At 73.5% G+C, this 17,699-nt stretch carries 16 protein-coding genes; 8 read left to right on the plus strand and 8 right to left on the minus strand.

Going from position 1 to position 17,699, the window contains the following annotated elements; genetic code table 11:
* Window positions 1-21 precede the first annotated feature (21 nt).
* Window positions 22-1,644, minus strand: a complete 1,623-nt coding sequence (locus ACH4MY_RS00810) for an MFS transporter (protein ID WP_397995585.1) — start codon at window positions 1,642-1,644, stop codon at window positions 22-24.
* Between the two features lie 117 nt (window positions 1,645-1,761).
* Here ACH4MY_RS00810 and ACH4MY_RS00815 point away from each other — a divergent pair, with 117 nt between their 5' ends.
* The 7 genes from ACH4MY_RS00815 to ACH4MY_RS00845 all read left to right on the plus strand — a co-directional run bounded on the left by ACH4MY_RS00815 (window position 1,762) and on the right by ACH4MY_RS00845 (window position 9,561).
* Window positions 1,762-2,421 carry a TetR/AcrR family transcriptional regulator gene (locus tag ACH4MY_RS00815; protein ID WP_397995587.1) on the plus strand — a complete coding sequence of 220 codons (660 nt, stop codon included), beginning with the start codon at window positions 1,762-1,764 and terminating at the stop codon, window positions 2,419-2,421.
* Between the two features lie 116 nt (window positions 2,422-2,537).
* Window positions 2,538-3,752 carry an alpha/beta hydrolase gene (locus ACH4MY_RS00820; protein WP_397995590.1) on the plus strand — a complete coding sequence of 405 codons (1,215 nt, stop codon included), beginning with the start codon at window positions 2,538-2,540 and terminating at the stop codon, window positions 3,750-3,752.
* A 65-nt stretch (window positions 3,753-3,817) separates the two neighbouring features.
* Window positions 3,818-4,711, plus strand: coding sequence for a DUF4429 domain-containing protein (locus ACH4MY_RS00825; RefSeq protein ID WP_397995593.1), 894 nt, complete (start codon window positions 3,818-3,820; stop codon window positions 4,709-4,711).
* Window positions 4,712-4,934: 223 nt separating this feature from the next.
* Entirely contained in the window at window positions 4,935-6,338 is a 1,404-nt protein-coding gene (locus tag ACH4MY_RS00830) for a sensor histidine kinase (RefSeq protein ID WP_397995596.1), read from the plus strand.
* Complete coding sequence (locus tag ACH4MY_RS00835) at window positions 6,335-7,015, plus strand: response regulator (protein ID WP_397995599.1); 681 nt, start codon at window positions 6,335-6,337, stop codon at window positions 7,013-7,015. The genes ACH4MY_RS00830 and ACH4MY_RS00835 overlap by 4 nt, the downstream gene beginning before the upstream one ends.
* Window positions 7,016-7,366: 351 nt before the next feature.
* Window positions 7,367-8,347 carry an alpha/beta hydrolase gene (locus tag ACH4MY_RS00840; protein WP_397995602.1) on the plus strand — a complete coding sequence of 327 codons (981 nt, stop codon included), beginning with the start codon at window positions 7,367-7,369 and terminating at the stop codon, window positions 8,345-8,347.
* On the plus strand, window positions 8,344-9,561 hold the full coding sequence (locus tag ACH4MY_RS00845; RefSeq protein WP_397995604.1) for an acyltransferase: 1,218 nt from the start codon (window positions 8,344-8,346) through the stop codon (window positions 9,559-9,561). The genes ACH4MY_RS00840 and ACH4MY_RS00845 overlap by 4 nt, the downstream gene beginning before the upstream one ends.
* Window positions 9,562-9,578: 17 nt before the next feature.
* Here the strand turns inward: ACH4MY_RS00845 and ACH4MY_RS00850 are convergent, their stop codons facing one another.
* Window positions 9,579-10,604: an aldo/keto reductase gene (locus ACH4MY_RS00850; protein ID WP_397995606.1), complete on the minus strand. Its 1,026-nt coding sequence runs from the start codon at window positions 10,602-10,604 to the stop codon at window positions 9,579-9,581.
* Window positions 10,601-11,011 (minus strand): MerR family transcriptional regulator, encoded by a 411-nt coding sequence (locus ACH4MY_RS00855; RefSeq protein ID WP_397995608.1) that lies wholly within the window; start codon window positions 11,009-11,011, stop codon window positions 10,601-10,603. Before ACH4MY_RS00855 ends, ACH4MY_RS00850 begins: the two co-directional genes overlap by 4 nt.
* Window positions 11,012-11,062: 51 nt before the next feature.
* On the opposite strand from ACH4MY_RS00855, the gene ACH4MY_RS00860 reads away from it, so the two are divergent.
* Complete coding sequence (locus ACH4MY_RS00860) at window positions 11,063-11,893, plus strand: serine hydrolase domain-containing protein (protein ID WP_397995610.1); 831 nt, start codon at window positions 11,063-11,065, stop codon at window positions 11,891-11,893.
* A 22-nt stretch (window positions 11,894-11,915) separates the two neighbouring features.
* Here ACH4MY_RS00860 and ACH4MY_RS00865 read toward each other — a convergent pair whose 3' ends face one another.
* From ACH4MY_RS00865 to ACH4MY_RS00885, 5 genes are all read right to left on the minus strand, one after another.
* The gene (locus tag ACH4MY_RS00865; RefSeq protein ID WP_397995612.1) at window positions 11,916-12,554 is read right to left on the minus strand and encodes a hypothetical protein; all 639 of its coding nucleotides are present in this window, start codon (window positions 12,552-12,554) and stop codon (window positions 11,916-11,918) included.
* A gap of 20 nt (window positions 12,555-12,574) precedes the next feature.
* Window positions 12,575-14,005, minus strand: coding sequence for a sensor histidine kinase (locus ACH4MY_RS00870; RefSeq protein WP_397995615.1), 1,431 nt, complete (start codon window positions 14,003-14,005; stop codon window positions 12,575-12,577).
* 92 nt (window positions 14,006-14,097) lie between these two features.
* Complete coding sequence (locus ACH4MY_RS00875; protein ID WP_397995618.1) at window positions 14,098-14,781, minus strand: response regulator; 684 nt, start codon at window positions 14,779-14,781, stop codon at window positions 14,098-14,100.
* A 51-nt stretch (window positions 14,782-14,832) separates the two neighbouring features.
* Window positions 14,833-16,497, minus strand: a complete 1,665-nt coding sequence (gene murJ, locus ACH4MY_RS00880) for a murein biosynthesis integral membrane protein MurJ (RefSeq protein WP_397995620.1) — start codon at window positions 16,495-16,497, stop codon at window positions 14,833-14,835.
* Window positions 16,494-17,669 (minus strand): lipid II:glycine glycyltransferase FemX, encoded by a 1,176-nt coding sequence (locus ACH4MY_RS00885; protein ID WP_397995622.1) that lies wholly within the window; start codon window positions 17,667-17,669, stop codon window positions 16,494-16,496. The genes murJ and ACH4MY_RS00885 overlap by 4 nt, the downstream gene beginning before the upstream one ends.
* Window positions 17,670-17,699 lie beyond the last annotated feature (30 nt).

The following is a 17,699-nucleotide window of genomic DNA, read 5'->3' on the forward strand; positions in this document are numbered from 1 at the left end:
CCTACGGGAACCCCGAGGACGTCAGATGTGACCGCCCATGCCACCCGCCTCCGCGTTCTCGCCGCGCTTGGTGAGCATGGCGACCAGGGCGGCGACGACGGCCACGGCGCCGGCGACGGTGAAGGCCAGGCCCATGCCGTCGAGGAAGGTGTCGTGGATCACGCCGGTGATCTGCTGGAGGACGCCGGGCGTCATCCCCGGTGCCTGGGCCAGCTCCGGCGGGGCCATGCCGAACTCGGCGGCCTGCTCCAGCTGCGGGTTGACCGGCGCCTGGATGCCGGCCTCCTGCCAGTTCCCCTCGAAGGCGTCGGCGACCTTGGAGGACATGACGGCGCCGAGCACCGCCGTACCGAGCGCGCCGCCGACCTGCATCGCGGCCTGCTGCAGACCGCCGGCCACACCGGAGAGTTCGAGCGGCGCGTTGCCGACGATGACCTCGGTGGCGCCGACCATGACCGGGGCGAGCCCGAGGCCGAGCAGGGCGAACCAGAGGGACATGACGAAGGTGCCGGTCCCGGCGGAGAGCGTGATCATGCCGAACATCGCGACGGCCGTGCAGACCATGCCGCCGACCAGCGGCACACGCGGGCCGAACTTGGTGATCAGCGCACCCGCGAGCGGCGAGGAGACGATCATCATCGCGGTCAGCGGCAGCAGGTGCAGACCGCTGTCGACCGGGCTGAGCCCCTTCACGCCCTGGAGGTAGAAGGTCACGAAGAACAGGCCGCCCATGAAGGCGAAGGCCATCAGGACCATCAGCACCACACCGGCCGAGAGCGGCACGGAGCGGAACATGGCCAGCGGGATGAGCGGCTCCTTGACCTTGGTCTCCCAGACGGCGAAGACCGCGAAGAGCAGAACGGCGCCGAGCAGGCAGCCCCAGGTCTTGCCGCTCGACCAGCCCCAGGACTCGCCGGCCTTGATGAGGCTCCAGACGAGGGAGGCCATGGCGCCGGAGAGCAGCACGATGCCGAAGACGTCGAAGGAACGCGGCGCGTTCTCCGCGCGGTGGTCCTTGAGGATGATCAGGCCGAGGACGAGGGCGACGACACCCACCGGCACGTTGACGAAGAAGACGGACTGCCAGCTGACGTGCTCGACGAGCAGACCGCCGACGATCGGGCCGCCGGCCGTCGACGCGCCGATCACCATGCCCCAGATGCCGATGGCCATGTTCAGCTTCTCGGCGGGGAAGGTGGCGCGCAACAGGCCGAGCGCGGCGGGCATCAGCAGGGCGCCGAAGAGGCCCTGGAGGACACGGAAGGCGATCACGGCCCCGATGGAGTCGGAGAGGCCGATGGCGCCGGAGGCGAGGGCGAAGCCGGCGATGCCGATGAGGAAGGTCTGCCGGTGGCCGAAGCGGTCACCGAGCTTGCCGGCGGTGATCAGGGCGACGGCGAGCGCGAGCAGATAGCCGTTGGTGATCCACTGGACCTGGGCGAGGGTGGCGCCGAGGTCGTTCTTGATGGCGGGGTTGGCGATGGCGACGATCGTGCCGTCGAGCGCGACCATCATCACGCCCACGGCCACGCCGAACAGGGTCAGCCAGGGGTGGCCGCGCAGTCCCTTCGCCGGGACCGGAACGGGTTCCCGGACACCCCCCTGACCCTGCGGGGCCTTTTCCACTGTGGTCTGACTAGTCATGCGAACGAGGCTAGTGACAGTCACTGACAATTGACAAAGCGATTCACACGTCGGTAACTGTCACGTAGCTCACAGGTACGCTGAGCTGGACGAAATGCCTGAAAAGAGGATCCCGACGTGACCCTGCCCGGCCTGCGTGAGCGGAAGAAGCAACGCACGCGCGACGCGCTGACCCGGGTGGCCCTGGAGCTCTTCACGACCCAGGGGTACGAGCGGACGACCGTCGACGAGATCGTCGACGCCGTCGAGGTCTCCCAGCGCACCTTCTTCCGGTACTTCTCCTCCAAGGAGGAGGTCGCCTTCGCCGTCCAGCAGATGGTGGAGGAGCGCTTCCTCGAAGCCCTCCGGCAGCGGCCGCCCGGCGAGGGCCCCTTCGACGCGCTGCGCGACGCCGTGCTCTGCGCCTGGGACACCATCGGGGACGCCATCACCGAGGTCGTGCCGGTCGAGCTGTATCTGCGCAGCCTCCAGACGATCGAGTCGACGCCCGCGCTGCTCGCCGTCCATCTGCGCCGCTCCACGGAGATGGAGGAGACGATCGCCGGGATCATCGCCGACCGCGAGGGCCTCGACGTGGACGTGGACCCGCGTCCCCGGATCGCGGTGGCGGCGTTCAGCGGTGTGATGCGTGTGACAGGCCAGCTGTGGGGCCGGGGTACGGACCAGAGTCTGGAGGCCATCCGCTCCCTCACCGAGAAGTACCTCGACCACCTCGGCCCTGCCCTCGCCCCGCGCTGGCGGACCCGCCCGGACGAGAGCGGGCACGGAGCCCCGTAGAACCCGCTCGGCGAGGCCGCGGCACGCCGCCCGGGAAGCGCCGTCGCCGAGTCACCGCACCGCCCCGCGAAACCTGATCTGCGGAAATTCACCCGCGCCCCGTAGGGTGACCGCCCGTGACCTCAGTCGAAGCCGCCTCCCCCTCGCTGATCGTCGTGCGCACCCTGCTCGCGCTCGCCGTCGTGTTCGTGCTGCTCGCGACCACCGGGTGGACGTCGATCAGGCACCGCCCCGAGCCGGGCCCGTCCCGCGAGGCCGCGCTCGCCGCCTGGGCGCGCGACCGGATCGACGACCGCCCGCTGCCGGGTCCGGCCACCCCCGCCAAGGGCGTCGCCGCCTTCTTCGCGGGTCTCGGCAGCGCGCGTGCGGCCGGGCTCGCCGAGCGGCACCCGCTCGTCGTCGGCAATCTCAACGGCGTGCCGGTCGCCCTGCGCTACCGCGCCAACCGGATCACCCTCGGCCGTGCGCTCACGAGCGAGCGGAGCAGGATCCACGACCCCCGGCTCTCCGCCGAGGGACGGCACGAGGCGCGGCGCCGGCTCGACCGGTTCAGCTCGCTGCTGCGGACCGGCCGGCAGATCCTCGCCTTCGATCCCACCGGTACGGGGCGGGCGGCCGAGGTCCTCGGGGATCTGGAGCGGGCCGGGCGGGTCTCGGTGATCGTGCCCGGCGTCGACACCAATCTCCTCACCTTCCAGAAGACCCACGGCCGGTACCGGGCGCCCGCCGGTATGGCCGAGGCGCTCTACTCCGCCGAGCGGCGGGCCTCCCCCGGCACCAGGGTCGCGGTGATCGCCTGGGCCGACTACACCGCGCCCGTCGGGGTCGGCGTCGACGCGATGACCGGCCGGCTCGCGGCGAGCGGTGCCGAACGCCTCGTGGGGCTGACCGAGGCGCTGCCCGGGGACGCGCGCGTGGCGCTGTTCTGCCACAGCTACGGCTCCGTGCTCTGCGGGGTCGCGGCGCCCCGGCTGCCCGCCCGGGTGACGGACCTCGCCGTGGCGGGGAGCCCCGGGATGCGGGTGGAGCGGGCGAGCGAGCTCGCCACCCCCGCGCGCGTGTGGGCGATGCGGGACGCCGACGACTGGATCGAGGACGTGCCGCACCTGGAGCTGGGCGGCGTCGGGCACGGCGCCGATCCGGTGGCCCCGGAGTTCGGTGCCCGGCTGCTCTCGGCGCAGGGCGCGATCGGCCACAGCGGCTATTTCGAGCCCGGCACGGAGAGCCTCGGCAACTTCGCCGCGATAGGCGTCGGCGCCTACGGGAACCTCGTCTGCGCACGTGCCGACAGCGCTTGCCACAAGGGAATATCCGGCGCGGAAGGGCGCTGACGCGCGTAGATCACGTAATTTCGGGACCTTTCGCAGGGGCGACGCACGGGCACGCGCCGCTTACGATGTGGCGTATGGGTGATGTGCTGGCCGGAATTCATGCCACCTGGGAGTTCGAGAGCGACGCCCTCGTCATCCGCTTCGATCGGGGGAACCGTGCGCCAAGACTCTTCAACGTGCTGCGCGAACGACGAGTACCGCACGAGGCGCTGGCGTCGGTGACGCTCACGCCCGGCAAGCGGGGCACCGTCGTACTGCACGCCGTGCCGAGGCCGGGTGCCGATCCGCTGATGGAGGCGGCCGCCGGGCAGCTCGCGGAGAACTGCGATCCGTACCGTCTGGTGCTCCCGGCGGACCGGGAGACGCTCGCCGAGTACTACCGGGACGAGCTGCGGACGCTCCTCGCCGCCCGGGCGGCGGGCTCGCCGTACGCCGAGGACCCCGCGGACGCCTCGGACGTGACGCCCGCCGACCGCTTCCTGGTGGCACCGCCGCAGGGGCCGCAGTCCTTCAAGGCGTACGACGGGAAGGCGAGCTTCGACGGGCAGTCGGAGGTGGCGTTCCGCTGGTCGTGGACGGGGGCGTCCTCCGAGAAGTGGAAGGCGGGTGACCAGTTCTTCCAGGTACGGGACCTCTGCGGGGTCGAATGGCGCTCGCCGGACGTCCTCGACGGGCATCTGCGTCTGGTGCCCCGGGGCGGCGAACCCCGGGCTTCCCAGGCCGACCGGGACCCCGCCTCCGTCGTGTTCGGCCTCGGCTACGGGCCGGTGCACCTGTCCCTCCCCTTCGCGGCGGCGGTCCTCGCGGCGATCCGGAGCTCGGACCGTGTGCCCGCGCGCGTCGCCACTCCCGGTGCCGTCGCCGAAAGGATTCGGCACCTGGGTGAACTGCACCAGGCGGGACTGGTGACGGACGAGGAGTTCTCGGCGAAGAAGGCGGAGCTCCTCGCGGAGCTGTGACCGCACGACGGCCCCACGCACAGGTCCCGCGGCGCCCACATCCCACCGCGGCCAGGGCCGCCCACATCCCACCGCGGCCAGGGCCGCCCACGCCCCACCGCGCCCGAGATCCACGGCGTCCGCGACCCTCCCCGCCCGCCGACGTCATACTCCGGTATCAGCCCACGGCCCGGTCCCCGGTATGACGCCGGAGGCCCGGGCCGCTGCCTACCCTGGGCGGGTCATGGCTACCGAACCGCGGCACGAGCCGCTCACCCCCCGACACCGCCCTTCCCTCGGCCGGCTCACCACCCGGACACGCGAGATGTTCCAGGGGCTGGGGACCGCGCTCACCACGCCCACCACTCCGGGAGCGCCCCTGCTCGCCGACGCCGCCTCACGGTGGGTGCGGCTGCTGCCGTACGTCGTCGCCCTCGCCTTCGTCGCCTCGCTCCTCCCCACCACGGTCCAGCTCCTCGCCGGGGACTACGGCGTCAACGGCGCCCTCGCCGGGGCCATCGGCACCGCGCAGACCGCGCCCCTGCTGCTCGCCGTCGCCCGCCCCCTGCAGGCCTGGTGGATCATCTTCGCCGCCGATGTGCTCGGCGCCCTCGTCCTGCTCGCCGCCGACGGCCCGCGCGCCCATCTGTGGCCCTGGACCCCGCCGGCCGTCGTCGGCTACTGCGCGCTGATGGTCGCGCTCGGCCTGCGCGAGTCCCGCCGGGCACTGTTCGGCGTCTGGCTCGCGACGGGCGTGGCCGGATACGTCCTGGAGGCCTTCCGGCCGGCCGGGTACACCAGCGTCCACACCCTGCTGCTCGTTCTGAGCGGGGTGCTGCTGCTCCTCACCTCGGCGGTACGCGCGCGTGGGGACGCCCAGCGGAGGCTGGTGGAGCAGGAGACCATCAGCGAGGCCGAGCGGTCCCGCCGGACGCTCCTGGAGGAACGGGCCAGGATCGCGCGCGAACTGCACGACGTGGTGGCCCACCACATGTCCGTGATCACCGTGCAGGCCGACTCGGCCCCGTACCGCATCCCCGAACTCCCGGACGCGGCCCGCGAGGAGTTCACCTCGATCGCGGCGAGCGCGCGGGAGTCGCTGGCCGAGATGCGACGGCTCCTCTCCGTGCTGCGCAGTGACGGCAGCGAGGGCGAGCGGGCCCCGCAGCCGGGCCTCGACCGGGTCCAGCAGCTGGTCGAGGCGACGGTACGGGCGGGGGTGCCGGCCGAGCTGCGGCTCGCCGCCGACCTCGGGGACGTACCGCAGGCGGTGGACCTGTCCGCGTACCGGATCGTGCAGGAGGCCCTCGCCAATGTCGTCCGGCACGCGCCGGCGGCGTCGACCCGGGTGTCGATCCGGGCGGACGGGGGATGGCTGACGATCCTCGTCGTCAACGGGCCCACCGTGGAGGCGCGTTCCGCGGTCGAGCGGGGCGCGTCCGGTACCGGGCACGGGCTCGTCGGCATGCGGGAGCGCGTACGGTTGACGGGCGGCTCGCTCGACACCGGGCCGCTGCCGGACGGCGGCTTCCGGGTCGCCGCGCGGCTGCCGCTGACCCCGGACCCGATCCCGGCCGTGGCGACGCCCCCGGCCCAGAACCCGGCCCCGGCCACGCCCCCGACCCCGACCGCCAAGGACTCCGAGTGACCATCCGCGTGATCATCGTCGACGACCAGGCCATGGTGCGGGCCGGTTTCGCCGCGCTGCTCGCCGCCCAGCCCGACATCGACGTCGTGGGCGAGGCCCCGGACGGGCGGCAGGGCGTCGACGTGGCCCGCTCGACGCACCCGGACGTGGTGCTCATGGACGTACGGATGCCGGAGCTGGACGGGCTCGCCGCCGCGCGGGAGATCCTCCACCCGCCGACCGGGGTCACACACCGGCCGAAGGTGCTGATGCTGACCACCTTCGACGTGGACGACTACGTGTACGAGGCGCTGCGCGCCGGCGCGTCGGGCTTCCTCCTGAAGGACGCGCCGCCGGCCGATCTGATCGCGGCGGTCCGGGTGGTGGCCGCGGGCGAGGCGCTGCTGGCCCCGTCCGTGACCCGACGGCTCATCGCCGACTTCGCCGCCTCCCGGCCGGCGCCGCGCAAGGACACCACGGCGCTGCGGCTGAACGGTCTCACCCCCCGTGAGACCGAGGTCCTCGAACTCATCGCCCGGGGCCTGTCGAACCAGGAGATCGCCGATCACCTGGTCCTCGCGGAGCAGACGGTCAAGACCCACATCGGCCGGGTGCTCGCCAAGCTGGACCTGCGCGACCGGGCGCAGGCGGTGGTCTTCGCGTACGAGTCGGGCCTGGTGACCCCGGGTACGGCCTGAGGTACGACACGTACTGAGGGCCGACCCCACCCGAGGTACGGCACGTACTGAGGGCCGACCCGGCCCGAGGGCCCACGCCTCCTCGGGTCCGGTACCCGCCGAGGGCCCGCACCTCCCCCCGGGGCCGGCACGTCCCTGCCGTCGGGCGGCCCCCGCCCCCCGCCCCCGCCCCCGGGAGGCCACCCCCCGGGGGAAAACCCCACCCCTCCCCTGGTGTTGCCTGCTCCTCCACCCCCTACCCCAGTATCGGACCGGAGTTGGCTCCCCGGTGTGACGTGCCGTCACCCGTCGTCTTCCTACCTTCCTCTCGCCAGCGAACGAGCGAGCAGTCGAAGAGGGAGGGGCGACCCCATGCGCCGCATTTCGAGGACCCTGATCACCGCGGCCCTGGTGACCGCCGTGGTCGGCGGGACGGCCGGCTGGGCTTCCGGTCACAGCCAGGAGGCCGTGACGGGCGCGCCGGTCGGGACGGCGGCGTGGCGGGCGGCGGGGCTGCCGGACCCCGAGCGGATGGACCCGGCCGAGGTGGCGCGGTTCTTCGCCGGGCTGAGCCCCGTACGGCAGCGGGAGCTGGCCCGGAACCATCCGACGGTCGTCGGGAACCTCGACGGGGCGCCCCTGGAGCTGCGGTACGAGGCCAACGCCCCGTCCACGCAGGGGGCGTTCGACGGGGCCCGGATCCTCGCTCACGACACCCGCGGCCGGGGTCAGGTGGCTCTGGTCTACGGGGATCTCGCGCGGGCCGAGCACATCGCGGTGATCGTGCCAGGCTCCGACACCGACACCGGCCACGTGCGGCCGCTCACGGACATGGCGGCCTCGCTGCGCCGGGAGACCGGCGGCCGGACGGCGGTCGTCGCCTGGGCCGGCTACACGACCCCGGTCGGTGTCGGCATCGACGCGGCCACCGGCCGCCTCGCCGAGGCGGGGGCGGACCGGCTCACCCGCTTCGTGGACGGTCTCGCCGCCGTCGGCGCGGCCGAGCCGTCCGTGTTCTGCCACAGCTACGGCTCCGTGGTCTGCGGTCTCGCCGCCCACGATCTGAAGGCCAAGGACCTGGTGGTCTTCGGCTCCCCCGGGATGCGCGCCGAGAACGTGACCGAGCTGGGCACCAGCGCCCGCGTCTGGGCCGCGAAGGATCCCACCGACTGGATCGACCGGATCCCGAACGTCGAGGTCGGGGACCTCGGGCACGGCGCCGACCCCACCGATCCCACCTTCGGGGCCCGCCGGGTCCCGGCCGAGGACGCCGCCGGCCACGGCGGGTACTTCGCGCCCGGCACCACCTCCCTGCGCACCTTCGCCGCGATCGCCGCGGGAGACGTCCGATGAGCGCCCTCGCGACCGCGGCCCGCCGCACGGCCCGGAAGATCGAGTCCGGCACCCCGGCCCACCGCGACCGGGCGATCGACGGGCTGCGCGCCCTGGCCCTGCTCGCCGTGCCCACCGGGCACTGGCTGCTCGGCGGCTTCACGCTCTCCTCCGACGGGGCGATCCACAACGCCAGCCCGCTGGGCACCTTCGCCGGTCTCGCGCCGGTCAGCTGGGTCCTCCAGATGCTGGGGATCTTCTTCCTGGTCGGCGGCTACGCCTCGGTGCTCTCGTACCGGCGCGCGAAGGGTTCCACGGGCGAGTGGCTGAAGGGCCGCCTGGCCCGGCTCGGCCGCCCGGTCCTCGGTGTCACCGCCGTGTGGGCGGCGCTCCTTCCCGTGCTGCACTTCGGGGTGGGGGTGCCCGTGGACACCCTGCGGACGGCGTCCACGCTGGTGATCCAGCCGCTCTGGTTCGTCGGGGTGTACACGGTGGTCACCGCGCTCACCCCGCTGTGCGTACGGGCTGCCCGGCGCCTCGGGGTCTGGGCGGCGGCCCCGCTGCTGGGCTCGGTCGCCCTGGTCGACTTCCTGCGGTACGGGCCGTACGCGGACGCCGTGCCGTCCTGGCTGAGCCTGCTGAACATCCTGCCCGGCTGGCTGTTCGCGTACCAGCTCGGCGTCTCGTGGGGCGAGGGCCGGGTCACCCGGCGGCACGCCCGGGCCCTGCTGCTCGGCGGCGCCGCCCTCTTCGCCGTCCTCCTCCTCGCCTTCGGCTACCCGGCGTCGATGGTCGGCGTCCCCGGCGAGGCCCGCACCAACTCGCACCCGCCGTCGCTGCTCGTCCTCGCCCTCGCCGCCGCGCAGAGCGGTGCGGCGATCCTGCTCAGGGACCGCCTCGGCAGGCTCCTGAAGCGGCCCGCGCTCTGGGCGCCGGTCGTGGTCGTCAACCTCTCGGCGATGACGATCCTGTGCTGGCACCAGACGGCCATGCTCACCGCCGCGGTCCCCGCCTCGTACCTCGGGGAGGTCCCGGGCCTGGTCGGCGCGCCGGACTCGGCCGGCTGGATCCTCGCCCGGCTGGCGTGGATGCCGGTCTTCGCCGGACTGCTCGTCCTGATCGGCCGGTACGCCCGGGGCTTCGAGGCCCCCTGGGCGAAGACCGGCCCGGGCCGCCGCACCCTCGCGGGCCTGCTGGCGGCGGGCTTCGCGGTCTTCGCCCTGGGCCTGGCGTGACCCGTGGAACCGGTGCCTCAGACCTCGCGCGCCGCGGACGTGGAGCCCATGTCCGGGTAGCGGTCGCCCGCCACGAGGCCCGCGATCGGCTCCAGTTCGGCGAGTTCGGCGGCGGTGAGGGTGATGCGGGTGGCGGCCGCGTTCTCCTCCAGGCGGGAGCGCTTGCGGGTGCCGGGGATCGGGACGACCGTCAGTCCGTGCACGGCGGCCCGCTGCTGCACCCAGGCGAGGGCGATCTGCGCCGGCGACGCCCCGTGTGCGGCGGCGATCTTCCGGACCGGGTCGAGCAGGGCGGCGTTCCGCTCCGCGTTCTCGCCGGTGAACCGGGGCTGGTACCGGCGGAAGTCGCCGCCCGACAGCTCCTTGGAGGCGTCCGCGAACGCACCGGTCAGGAAGCCGCGGCCGAGCGGCGAGTACGGCACGAAGGTGACGCCGAGTTCGGCGGCGGCGCCTACGGCGCTGCGCTCCACGTCCCGGGAGAAGAGCGACCACTCCGACTGGAGGGCGGTGATCGGGTGCACGGCGTGGGCCTCGCGGAGTTCGGGGCCGGTGACCTCGCTCAGGCCCAGGTACCGGACCTTGCCCTCCTGGACGAGTTCGGCCATCGCGCCGACGGACTCGGCGAAGGGGATCCCGGGGTCGCGGCGGTGCATGTAGTACAGGTCGATGGTCTCGATGCCGAGCCGGCGCAGGCTGTCCTCGGCGGCCTTCTTGATGTAGGCCGGTTCGTTGCGCACGGCACGGTACGTGGGGTCGTCGGCGCGGCGCTCTATGGCGAACTTGGTGGCGAGGGTGACCTCGTCGCGGCGGGCGGCGAGGAACGGGGCCAGGAACTCCTCGTTGGCGCCGCTGCCGTAGATGTCGGCGGTGTCGATGAGGGTGACGCCGGCCTCCAGGGCCGCGTCGAGGGTGTCGCGGGCGGCGGCCTCGTCGGTGTCGCCGTAGAACTCGCTGATGCCCATGGCGCCGAAGCCCTGGACGCCGATCAGGGGGCCGTCCTGGCCGCCGAGTCGTACGGTGTCGATCCTGCTCACGCTGGTCATGAAGATGCTCCTCCGCATGCGGTCCCGTAATGACTGATCTTGATGTCGAGCACGGCGAGCGTGTCCTGGAGCTCGGTGATCCGGGAGAGCACATCGCGCCGGGTGGTCTCCAGGAGCTCCCGTCGCTCGTCCCGGGTGTGGTCGCCCGCGCGGACCAGCTCGGCGTACCGGACCATGTCGGCGACCGGCATCCCGGTCAGCCGCAGCTTGCCGACGAAGGCCAGCCAGCTCAGGTCCCGGTCGGTGAACCGGCGCTGACCGGTGTGCGACCGGTCCACGTGCGGCATGAGACCGATCCGCTCGTACCAGCGCAGGGTGTGCGCCGAGAGACCGGTCAGGGAGGCGACCTCGCTGATGGTGTAGTGCGTCCGGGTACCGCTCGGGCTCGTGCTCGCCATCACGCTCATGCCCCCACGCTAAAACGTTGGAGTGCACTCGAAGCAAGTAGGCTCGGCCCCATGCAGAGCAGCGTGCCGAGCCTGGCGTCGATCGAGAACTGGCCCGTCCCCACCGCGGCCGCCGCCGTGGTCCGCGCGGACGGCACCCTGGCCGGGTCCCACGGCCCCACCGGACGGCGTTTCCCGCTCGCCTCGGTCACCAAGCCGCTCGCGGCGTACGCCGTCCTCGTCGCGTACGAGGAGGGGGCGATCGACCTCGACGAGCCGGCCGGGCCCGAGGGCGCGACCGTCCGCCACCTGCTGGCCCACACCTCGGGGCTGGCCTTCGACGAGAACCGGGTCATGGCCGCGCCCGGCACCCGCAGGATCTACTCCAATGCCGGTTTCGAGGCGCTCGGCGACCATCTCGCCAAGGCGACCGACATCCCCTTCGCCGACTACCTCCACCAGGCGGTCCTGGAGCCGCTCGGCATGACGTCGACGACGCTGGACGGCTCGCCCGCCAAGGACGGCGTGTCGACCGTGGACGACCTGGTGCGGTTCGCCGCCGAGGTGCAGGCGCCGCGGCTGCTGGACCCGCGCACGGTCCTGGAGGCGATGAGCGTCACGTATCCCGGTCTGACCGGCATCCTGCCCGGTTACGGGCACCAGCGGCCGAACGACTGGGGTCTCGGCTTCGAGATCCGCGACGGCAAGGCCCCGCACTGGACGGGTGCGACGTCCTCGCCGCGCACCTTCGGGCACTTCGGGCAGTCCGGCACGTTCCTGTGGGTCGACCCGGACGCGCGGGCCGCGTGCGTGGCGCTCACCGACCGGCCCTTCGGGGCGTGGGCGGTCGAGGCCTGGCCGCCGTTCACGGACGCGGTGCTCGCGGACCTGCGGGCCTCCTGACCGGCCCGCCGTCGGACCCGTCCTACTCCTCCTCGTCGCAGCGGACGGCGGGCAGCGTCCCGTCGGGGCCGCCGACCGTCACGTCGACCAGGCCGACCGGGTCCTCCGCGTAGGCGATCGTGCACACCAGCTGCCGGACGGCCGCCTCCGTCAGCTCCTTGACGGGGAAGGGCGTCTTGAGGTGGAACAGCCGGCGCGCCGAGCCCGACCCGGCCCCGCCGGGGTCCGGCGAGACGTGCGGTCCGCCGGCGGTGTTGGGCGGCAGGGCGGTGGTGATGCCCGCCGCGGCCTCGGACGCCCGGGGGCCGGCGAGGAGCATGGCGAGGACCTTGTCGGTGCCCACCCGCGAGTTCCGCAGCTGCTCTGCGTCGATCTCGTACTCCGGGCCGAACACGTCGGCGGGGACCCGCTCGGCTCCCGATCCGCCCGACCCCGACTCGGGGGTGTCGGCCGGGTGGGGACCGCTGGGGTCGCGGGCCACCGGCATCGACCTGCCGTCGGGGCCGAGGAAGTAGAGCACGATCCGCTGCTCGGGTATCGGTCCGACGATGACGGTCGCGGCCCCGCCCGCCTCGACGACGTCGGTCTTCTGTATGCCGCACCCGGGCAGGGCCGTCAGGGCGAGCAGGGCGGCGACGGCGGCGGCCCCGCGGCGGTACACGGAACCGTCCCCGCGGCGGTTCACAGCGGCATCCGGACCGTGAAGACCGCCCCGCCCTCGGGATGGTTGGCCGCTGTGACGGTGCCTCCGTGGAGCCGTACGTTCTCCTGGGTGATCGCGAGGCCGAGGCCGCTGCCCGCCGAGCGCGTCCGGGCCTGGTCCGCCTTGTAGAAGCGGTCGAAGACGTGCGGCAGGACGTCCGGGTGGATGCCCGGCCCCCGGTCGGCGACCTCCGTCACGAGCCGGTCCCCCTCCGCGTACAGCCGGACCGTCACCGGCGCCCCTCCGTGCCGCAGGGCGTTGCCGACGAGGTTGGCGACGACGACGTCGAAGCGGCGCGGGTCGAGCCGGGCCCTGATCCCCTCGGTGAGGTACGGGACGACCTGTGCCGAGTCGGTCCAGTGCCGGTGCTGAAGGGTCTTGCGGACGCAGTCGGCGGCGTCGACCTCGTCCGTGTGGAGTTCGGCGGCGCGGGCGTCGAAGCGGGAGATCTCCATGAGGTCCTCGACGAGTACGGCGAGCTTGCCGGTTTCGGCGCTGATCAGACGGACGGCGCGGGCGGTGTCGCTGTCGAGGCCCTCGGCGTCCTCGTCGAGGACCTCGGTGACCGCGAGCATCCCGGCGAGCGGGGTGCGGAGTTCGTGCGAGACGTCGGAGGCGAAGCGGCGGGCGCGGGCCTCGGCGTTGCGGAGTTCCGTGACGGAACGTTCCAGCTCGGCGGCGGACTCGTTGAACGTCCGCGCGAGGTCGGCGAGTTCGTCGCTGCCCTTGGCGTGGATACGGGTGTCGAGCCGGCCGCGCCCCATGCTGTGCGCCGCGTGCCGCAGCTCCCGTACGGGGCGGAGCACGCCCCGCGCGGCGATCAGCGCGGGGATGAGGGCGACGGCGAGCGCGGGAAGGGCGCCGTCGCGGGCGGCCGCGACCATGGCCTCCACGTTCGCCTCCTCCTCGTCGAGGGCCATCACCGCGTAGATCACGAGACCGGTGCGCTGCGGCGGTCCCTCGGCCGACCGGGCCAGGAAGACGGCGGGGACGGCCATGGTGAGGTACGGGACGCCGCCCTTGACCACCCGCTGGAAGCTGCCGTGCGGGATGTCCTGGTCGGCGGCGCGGGCCCGCAGCTCCGGGGTGATGACGGTGGAGGTGGGCCGGTCGGTGGAGGAGACGCGGAGGCTGCCGTACTCGGCGTAGACGCGCCAGGGGCGGGGCTTGCCCTGGCGGGCGATCATCAGGAGCGAGGACCGCAGCATGTCCGGGTCGACGGGCAGCGTGGTGTTGAGGGCCTCGACCTGCTCGCGGAAGGCGGAGACGGCGGTGTCCTGGGCCTGCTCCAGGATGGCGTTGCGGGCGGCCCGGTAGGTGAGGGCGGCGGTGGTGCCGCAGCCGACGGCGGCGACGAGCAAGAAGGCGAGGACGAGCCGGGTGCGGAGCCCGAAGGGGTGCGGGCGCAACCGGGGGCTCCGGCCGCCCTTCCGCCGGGACGCGCGGCCGTGTCCCGCGGTCGTCTCGTCCCCGGCGTCCGCCTCCGGGGCCACACAGGCCTTCACAGCGGTCCGAAGCGGTAGCCGAAGCCGCGCAGGGTCTGGATGTAGCGGGGTTCGCCCGGGGTGTCCTCGATCTTGTTCCGCAGCCGGCGGACGCAGGCGTCGACCAGCCGGGCGTCGCCGTGGTAGCTGTGCTCCCAGACGTGTTCGAGGAGCTGCTGCCTGCTGAAGACCTGCTCGGGGGCGGCCGTGAGATGGAGCAGCAGCTTCAGCTCGGAGGGCGCGAGGCCGACGCGTTCCCCCGCCTTGGCGACGGTGAGCCCGGCCCGGTCGATGGCCAGCTCACCGTGGAACTCGACGGCGGACCGGCCGCTGCTCGGCTCCTCGATGCGCCGGAGCACGGCCCGGATCCGGGCCTCGATGACCTCGGTACGGGCGGGCTTGACGATGTAGTCGTCGGCGCCCGCCTCCAGGCCGATGACGACGTCGAAGTCGTCGCCGCGGGCGGTCAGCATGATGATCGGCAGCTGGCTGCTCTCGCGGACGCGGCGGCAGACCTGGACGCCGTTCATGCCGGGCAGCATCAGGTCGAGGAGCAGCAGGTCCGGGCGGAACTCCCCGAGCGCGTCGAGGCCGGCCTCCCCGGTCGCGGCGGTGCGCACCTCGTGCCCGCGGCGCCGGAGCCCGAGCTCGACGCCTTCGCGGACGGAGGGGTCGTCTTCTATCAGCAGCACGCGGGGCATCTGTGGAGTATCCCAAGGTCGACGGGCCCCTCCGGCAGGAGGGGGTGGGGCTCAGGCGCGGCGGGCGAGACCGCGCAGGCGGCCGCTGCCGGCCGCGAGGAGGGACCGCACCTCGGTGAGGCGGAGGGGGCGGGCGAGGACGGCGAAGACGGCGAGGACGGTCAGCGCGCCGACGAGACCGGCGGGCACGGCCCCGGCGGGTTCGGTGAGGTCGGTGACGAGCAGTCCGTAGCCGGCGGCGGGCACGGCTGCGAGCATCAGCCGCACGAGCGCGGAGAGCGAGCCTGCGGGGCCGTCGGGGGCCGTGGCCTCGGGGGCCGCGGCCTGCCGGTCGCCGCCCTTGAGCCGCTTCCCCAGCACGTACGCCGTGAGGCCCCAGCCCGCCCACAGGGCGAGCGAGTAGCCGGCCGCCATGCCGGCGACGGCCCACCGCGTGGGCAGGTACTGGTAGGCGGCGACCGAGAGCGCCGCGTTGAGCCCGGCGATCACCAGATTGAGCAGGAAGGGGGTACGGGTGTCCCGCAGCGCGTAGAAGGCGCGGGTGCACACGTACTGCCCGGAGAGGGCGACGAGGCCGGGCGCGAAGGCCATCAGGATCCAGGACATCGCGCGGATGTCGTCGTCGGTGGTGGCCCCGTACCGGAAGACCACCGTCATCAGCGGTACGGCGAGGGCGAGGAGCGCGCAGGCCGCGGGGACGACGGCCGCCGCGCTGGTCCGCTGCGCGTACGAGACGTCGCGCCGGACGCCGGCGAGGTCCCCGTCGGCGGCCGCGCCGCTCATCCGGGGCAGCAGGGCGGTGACGAGGGAGACGGTGATGATGCCGTGCGGGACGGTCCACAGCAGATAGGCGTTGTTGTACGCGGCGAGGCCGCCGCCGCTCACCGTGCCGCCCGCCGAGGTGGCGAGCAGGGTGGTCACCCAGTACGCGCCCTGGTTGGTAAGGACGAGGAGCACCAGCCAGCCGGCCGAGCGCAGCGGCTGGGCGAGGCCGCTGCCGCGCCAGTCGAAGCGGGGCCGCCAGCGGAAGCGGGCGGCGCGCAGCGAGGGCACGAGGGCGAGGGCCTGGAGCGCGATGCCGGCGGTGGTGCCCCAGCCGAGCAGCGCGGTCTCGCCGGGGGTGAGGGTGCCGCCGTCGCTCACCACGAGGAAGAGGCCGAAGACGGCGACGACGACCACATTGTTGAGGACGGGGGTCCACATCATGGCGCCGAACCGGCCCCGGGCGTTGAGGACCTGGCCGAGGAGGGTGAAGAGCCCGAGGAAGAAGATCTGGGGCAGGCAGGCGCGGGCGAAGGCGACCGTCATCTCCCGCTGGTCGCCCGTGTAGTCGGTGTACGTGTCGACGATCAGGGGCGCGGCGAGGACCGCGACGGCCGTGAGGGCGACGAGGGCGAGCGCGCAGAGGGTGAGCAGCCGGTCGGTGTAGGCGACGCCGCCGTCCTCGTGCTCCTTGGCGGCCTTGACCAGCTCGGGGACGAAGACGGCGTTGAGGGCGCCGCCGAGGAGGAGCATGTAGACGATCGTGGGGACGGAGTTGCCGACCGCGTAGCCGTCGGCGACGGCCGCGGCGCCGAGCGCCGCGGCGACGACGGAGGCACGGACGAAGCCGGTGGCGCGGGAGACCAGCGACCCGGCGGCCATCAGCGCACCGCTGCGCAGCGCGGACGGCCCGGACTTCGCCCGGGGGCGCTCGGCGGTGAGCGTGGCCGTCATCGGCGGGCCATGTACGCCTGAAAGGCGCGGTACAGCGCTTGGTTGGTCGTGCCCTGCATCGGTGTCTCCCACTCCCCCAGCGTCTCGACGACCTGTCCGCCCGTGCCGAGCTTCCAGCGCAGGAGCCCGTGGGCGCGGTCGCCCGGATCGAGGGTGGAGGGTACCCCGCGCAGGTCGTAGACGGCGGCGCCCTGTGCGTGGGCGTCGAGCAGCATGCGCCACTGGAGGGCGTTGGAGGGGCGGACCTCGCGGCGGTGGTCGGCGGAGGCGCCGGTCTGGTACCAGACGCGTCCGCCCACCGTGACCATGGTGTGGGCGGCGAGTATCTCGCCCTCGTGCCGGGCGAGATAGAGCTTCATGCGGCCCGGCTGCTCGGCGTTGAGGACGGCGTACTGGCGCTCGTAGTACGCGAGGGAGCGGCCGAGCCGGAAGCCGTCGCGTTCCTCGGTGATGCGCAGCAGCCGGTAGAACTCGGGGAGGTCGGCGGCGGACCCGACGGTGATCTCGACCCCGGACTTGCGGGCCTTGCGGACGTTGCGCCGCCATTCCTGGTTGAGGCCGGTCCACAGGTCGTCGGAGGTCCGCCCGGTGAGCGGCACCTGGAAGACGTGCCGGGGCTGGGCGTCGGCGCCGTCCTCCGACTCGCCGCCGCAGCGCCGCCAGCCGCGGGCGCGGAGCCGCTCGGCGACGATGGTCCCGAGCGGGTCGACCTCGTCGGCGAGGACGTCGGAGAGCCGGCGGCCGGGGCCGGAGGCGGCCTTGACGGTGGCGGCGTTCCACCGCCGGTAGGCGGGCCCGGGGCCGATCCGTACGGCGAAGGCGCCGGAGGCCCGCAGATGGCCGAGGAGCGGGGCGAGCCATCCGTCGACGTCGGGATCGGCCCAGTCGGCGACGGGCCCCTCGGGAAGGTAGGCGAAGTACTTCCGCGTACCGGGGAAGGGTCGCAGGAGCACCAGGGCGACACCGGTCAGCGCACCGGACTCCGGCCCCCAGCCGACGAGTTGGTGCTGCCAGCCGTCCTTCACCTGCGCCCAGGAGGGGACTTGGAGGAAGCTGGGCCCGTCCGCGCCGGAGCGGGACGCGAGGAAGGCACGGTATACCTCGGGGGACACGGGACCGAGCCGCAGGGCACGGCGCTCAGCGGGTGCGGCCGTCACGAGCAGGGCTGACACAACGGAGCCTCCTTGTTCCGCCCCTCGGTG

Source organism: Streptomyces sp. NPDC017246 (assembly GCF_044331325.1).
In the GTDB taxonomy this organism is placed as follows: Bacteria; Actinomycetota; Actinomycetes; order Streptomycetales; family Streptomycetaceae; genus Streptomyces.

Bases quoted from the DNA above. Each gene is read 5' to 3' on its own strand.
- ACH4MY_RS00855 (WP_397995608.1), bottom strand. From the start codon at position 11,011: ATGAGCGTGATGGCGAGCACGAGCCCGAGCGGTACCCGGACGCACTAC.
- ACH4MY_RS00840 (WP_397995602.1), top strand. From the start codon at position 7,367: ATGCGCCGCATTTCGAGGACCCTGATCACCGCGGCCCTGGTGACCGCC.
- ACH4MY_RS00860 (WP_397995610.1), top strand. From the start codon at position 11,063: ATGCAGAGCAGCGTGCCGAGCCTGGCGTCGATCGAGAACTGGCCCGTC.
- ACH4MY_RS00875 (WP_397995618.1), bottom strand. From the start codon at position 14,781: ATGCCCCGCGTGCTGCTGATAGAAGACGACCCCTCCGTCCGCGAAGGC.
- ACH4MY_RS00850 (WP_397995606.1), bottom strand. From the start codon at position 10,604: ATGACCAGCGTGAGCAGGATCGACACCGTACGACTCGGCGGCCAGGAC.
- ACH4MY_RS00830 (WP_397995596.1), top strand. From the start codon at position 4,935: ATGGCTACCGAACCGCGGCACGAGCCGCTCACCCCCCGACACCGCCCT.
- ACH4MY_RS00845 (WP_397995604.1), top strand. From the start codon at position 8,344: ATGAGCGCCCTCGCGACCGCGGCCCGCCGCACGGCCCGGAAGATCGAG.
- ACH4MY_RS00810 (WP_397995585.1), bottom strand. From the start codon at position 1,644: ATGACTAGTCAGACCACAGTGGAAAAGGCCCCGCAGGGTCAGGGGGGT.
- ACH4MY_RS00825 (WP_397995593.1), top strand. From the start codon at position 3,818: ATGTGGCGTATGGGTGATGTGCTGGCCGGAATTCATGCCACCTGGGAG.
- murJ (WP_397995620.1), bottom strand. From the start codon at position 16,497: ATGACGGCCACGCTCACCGCCGAGCGCCCCCGGGCGAAGTCCGGGCCG.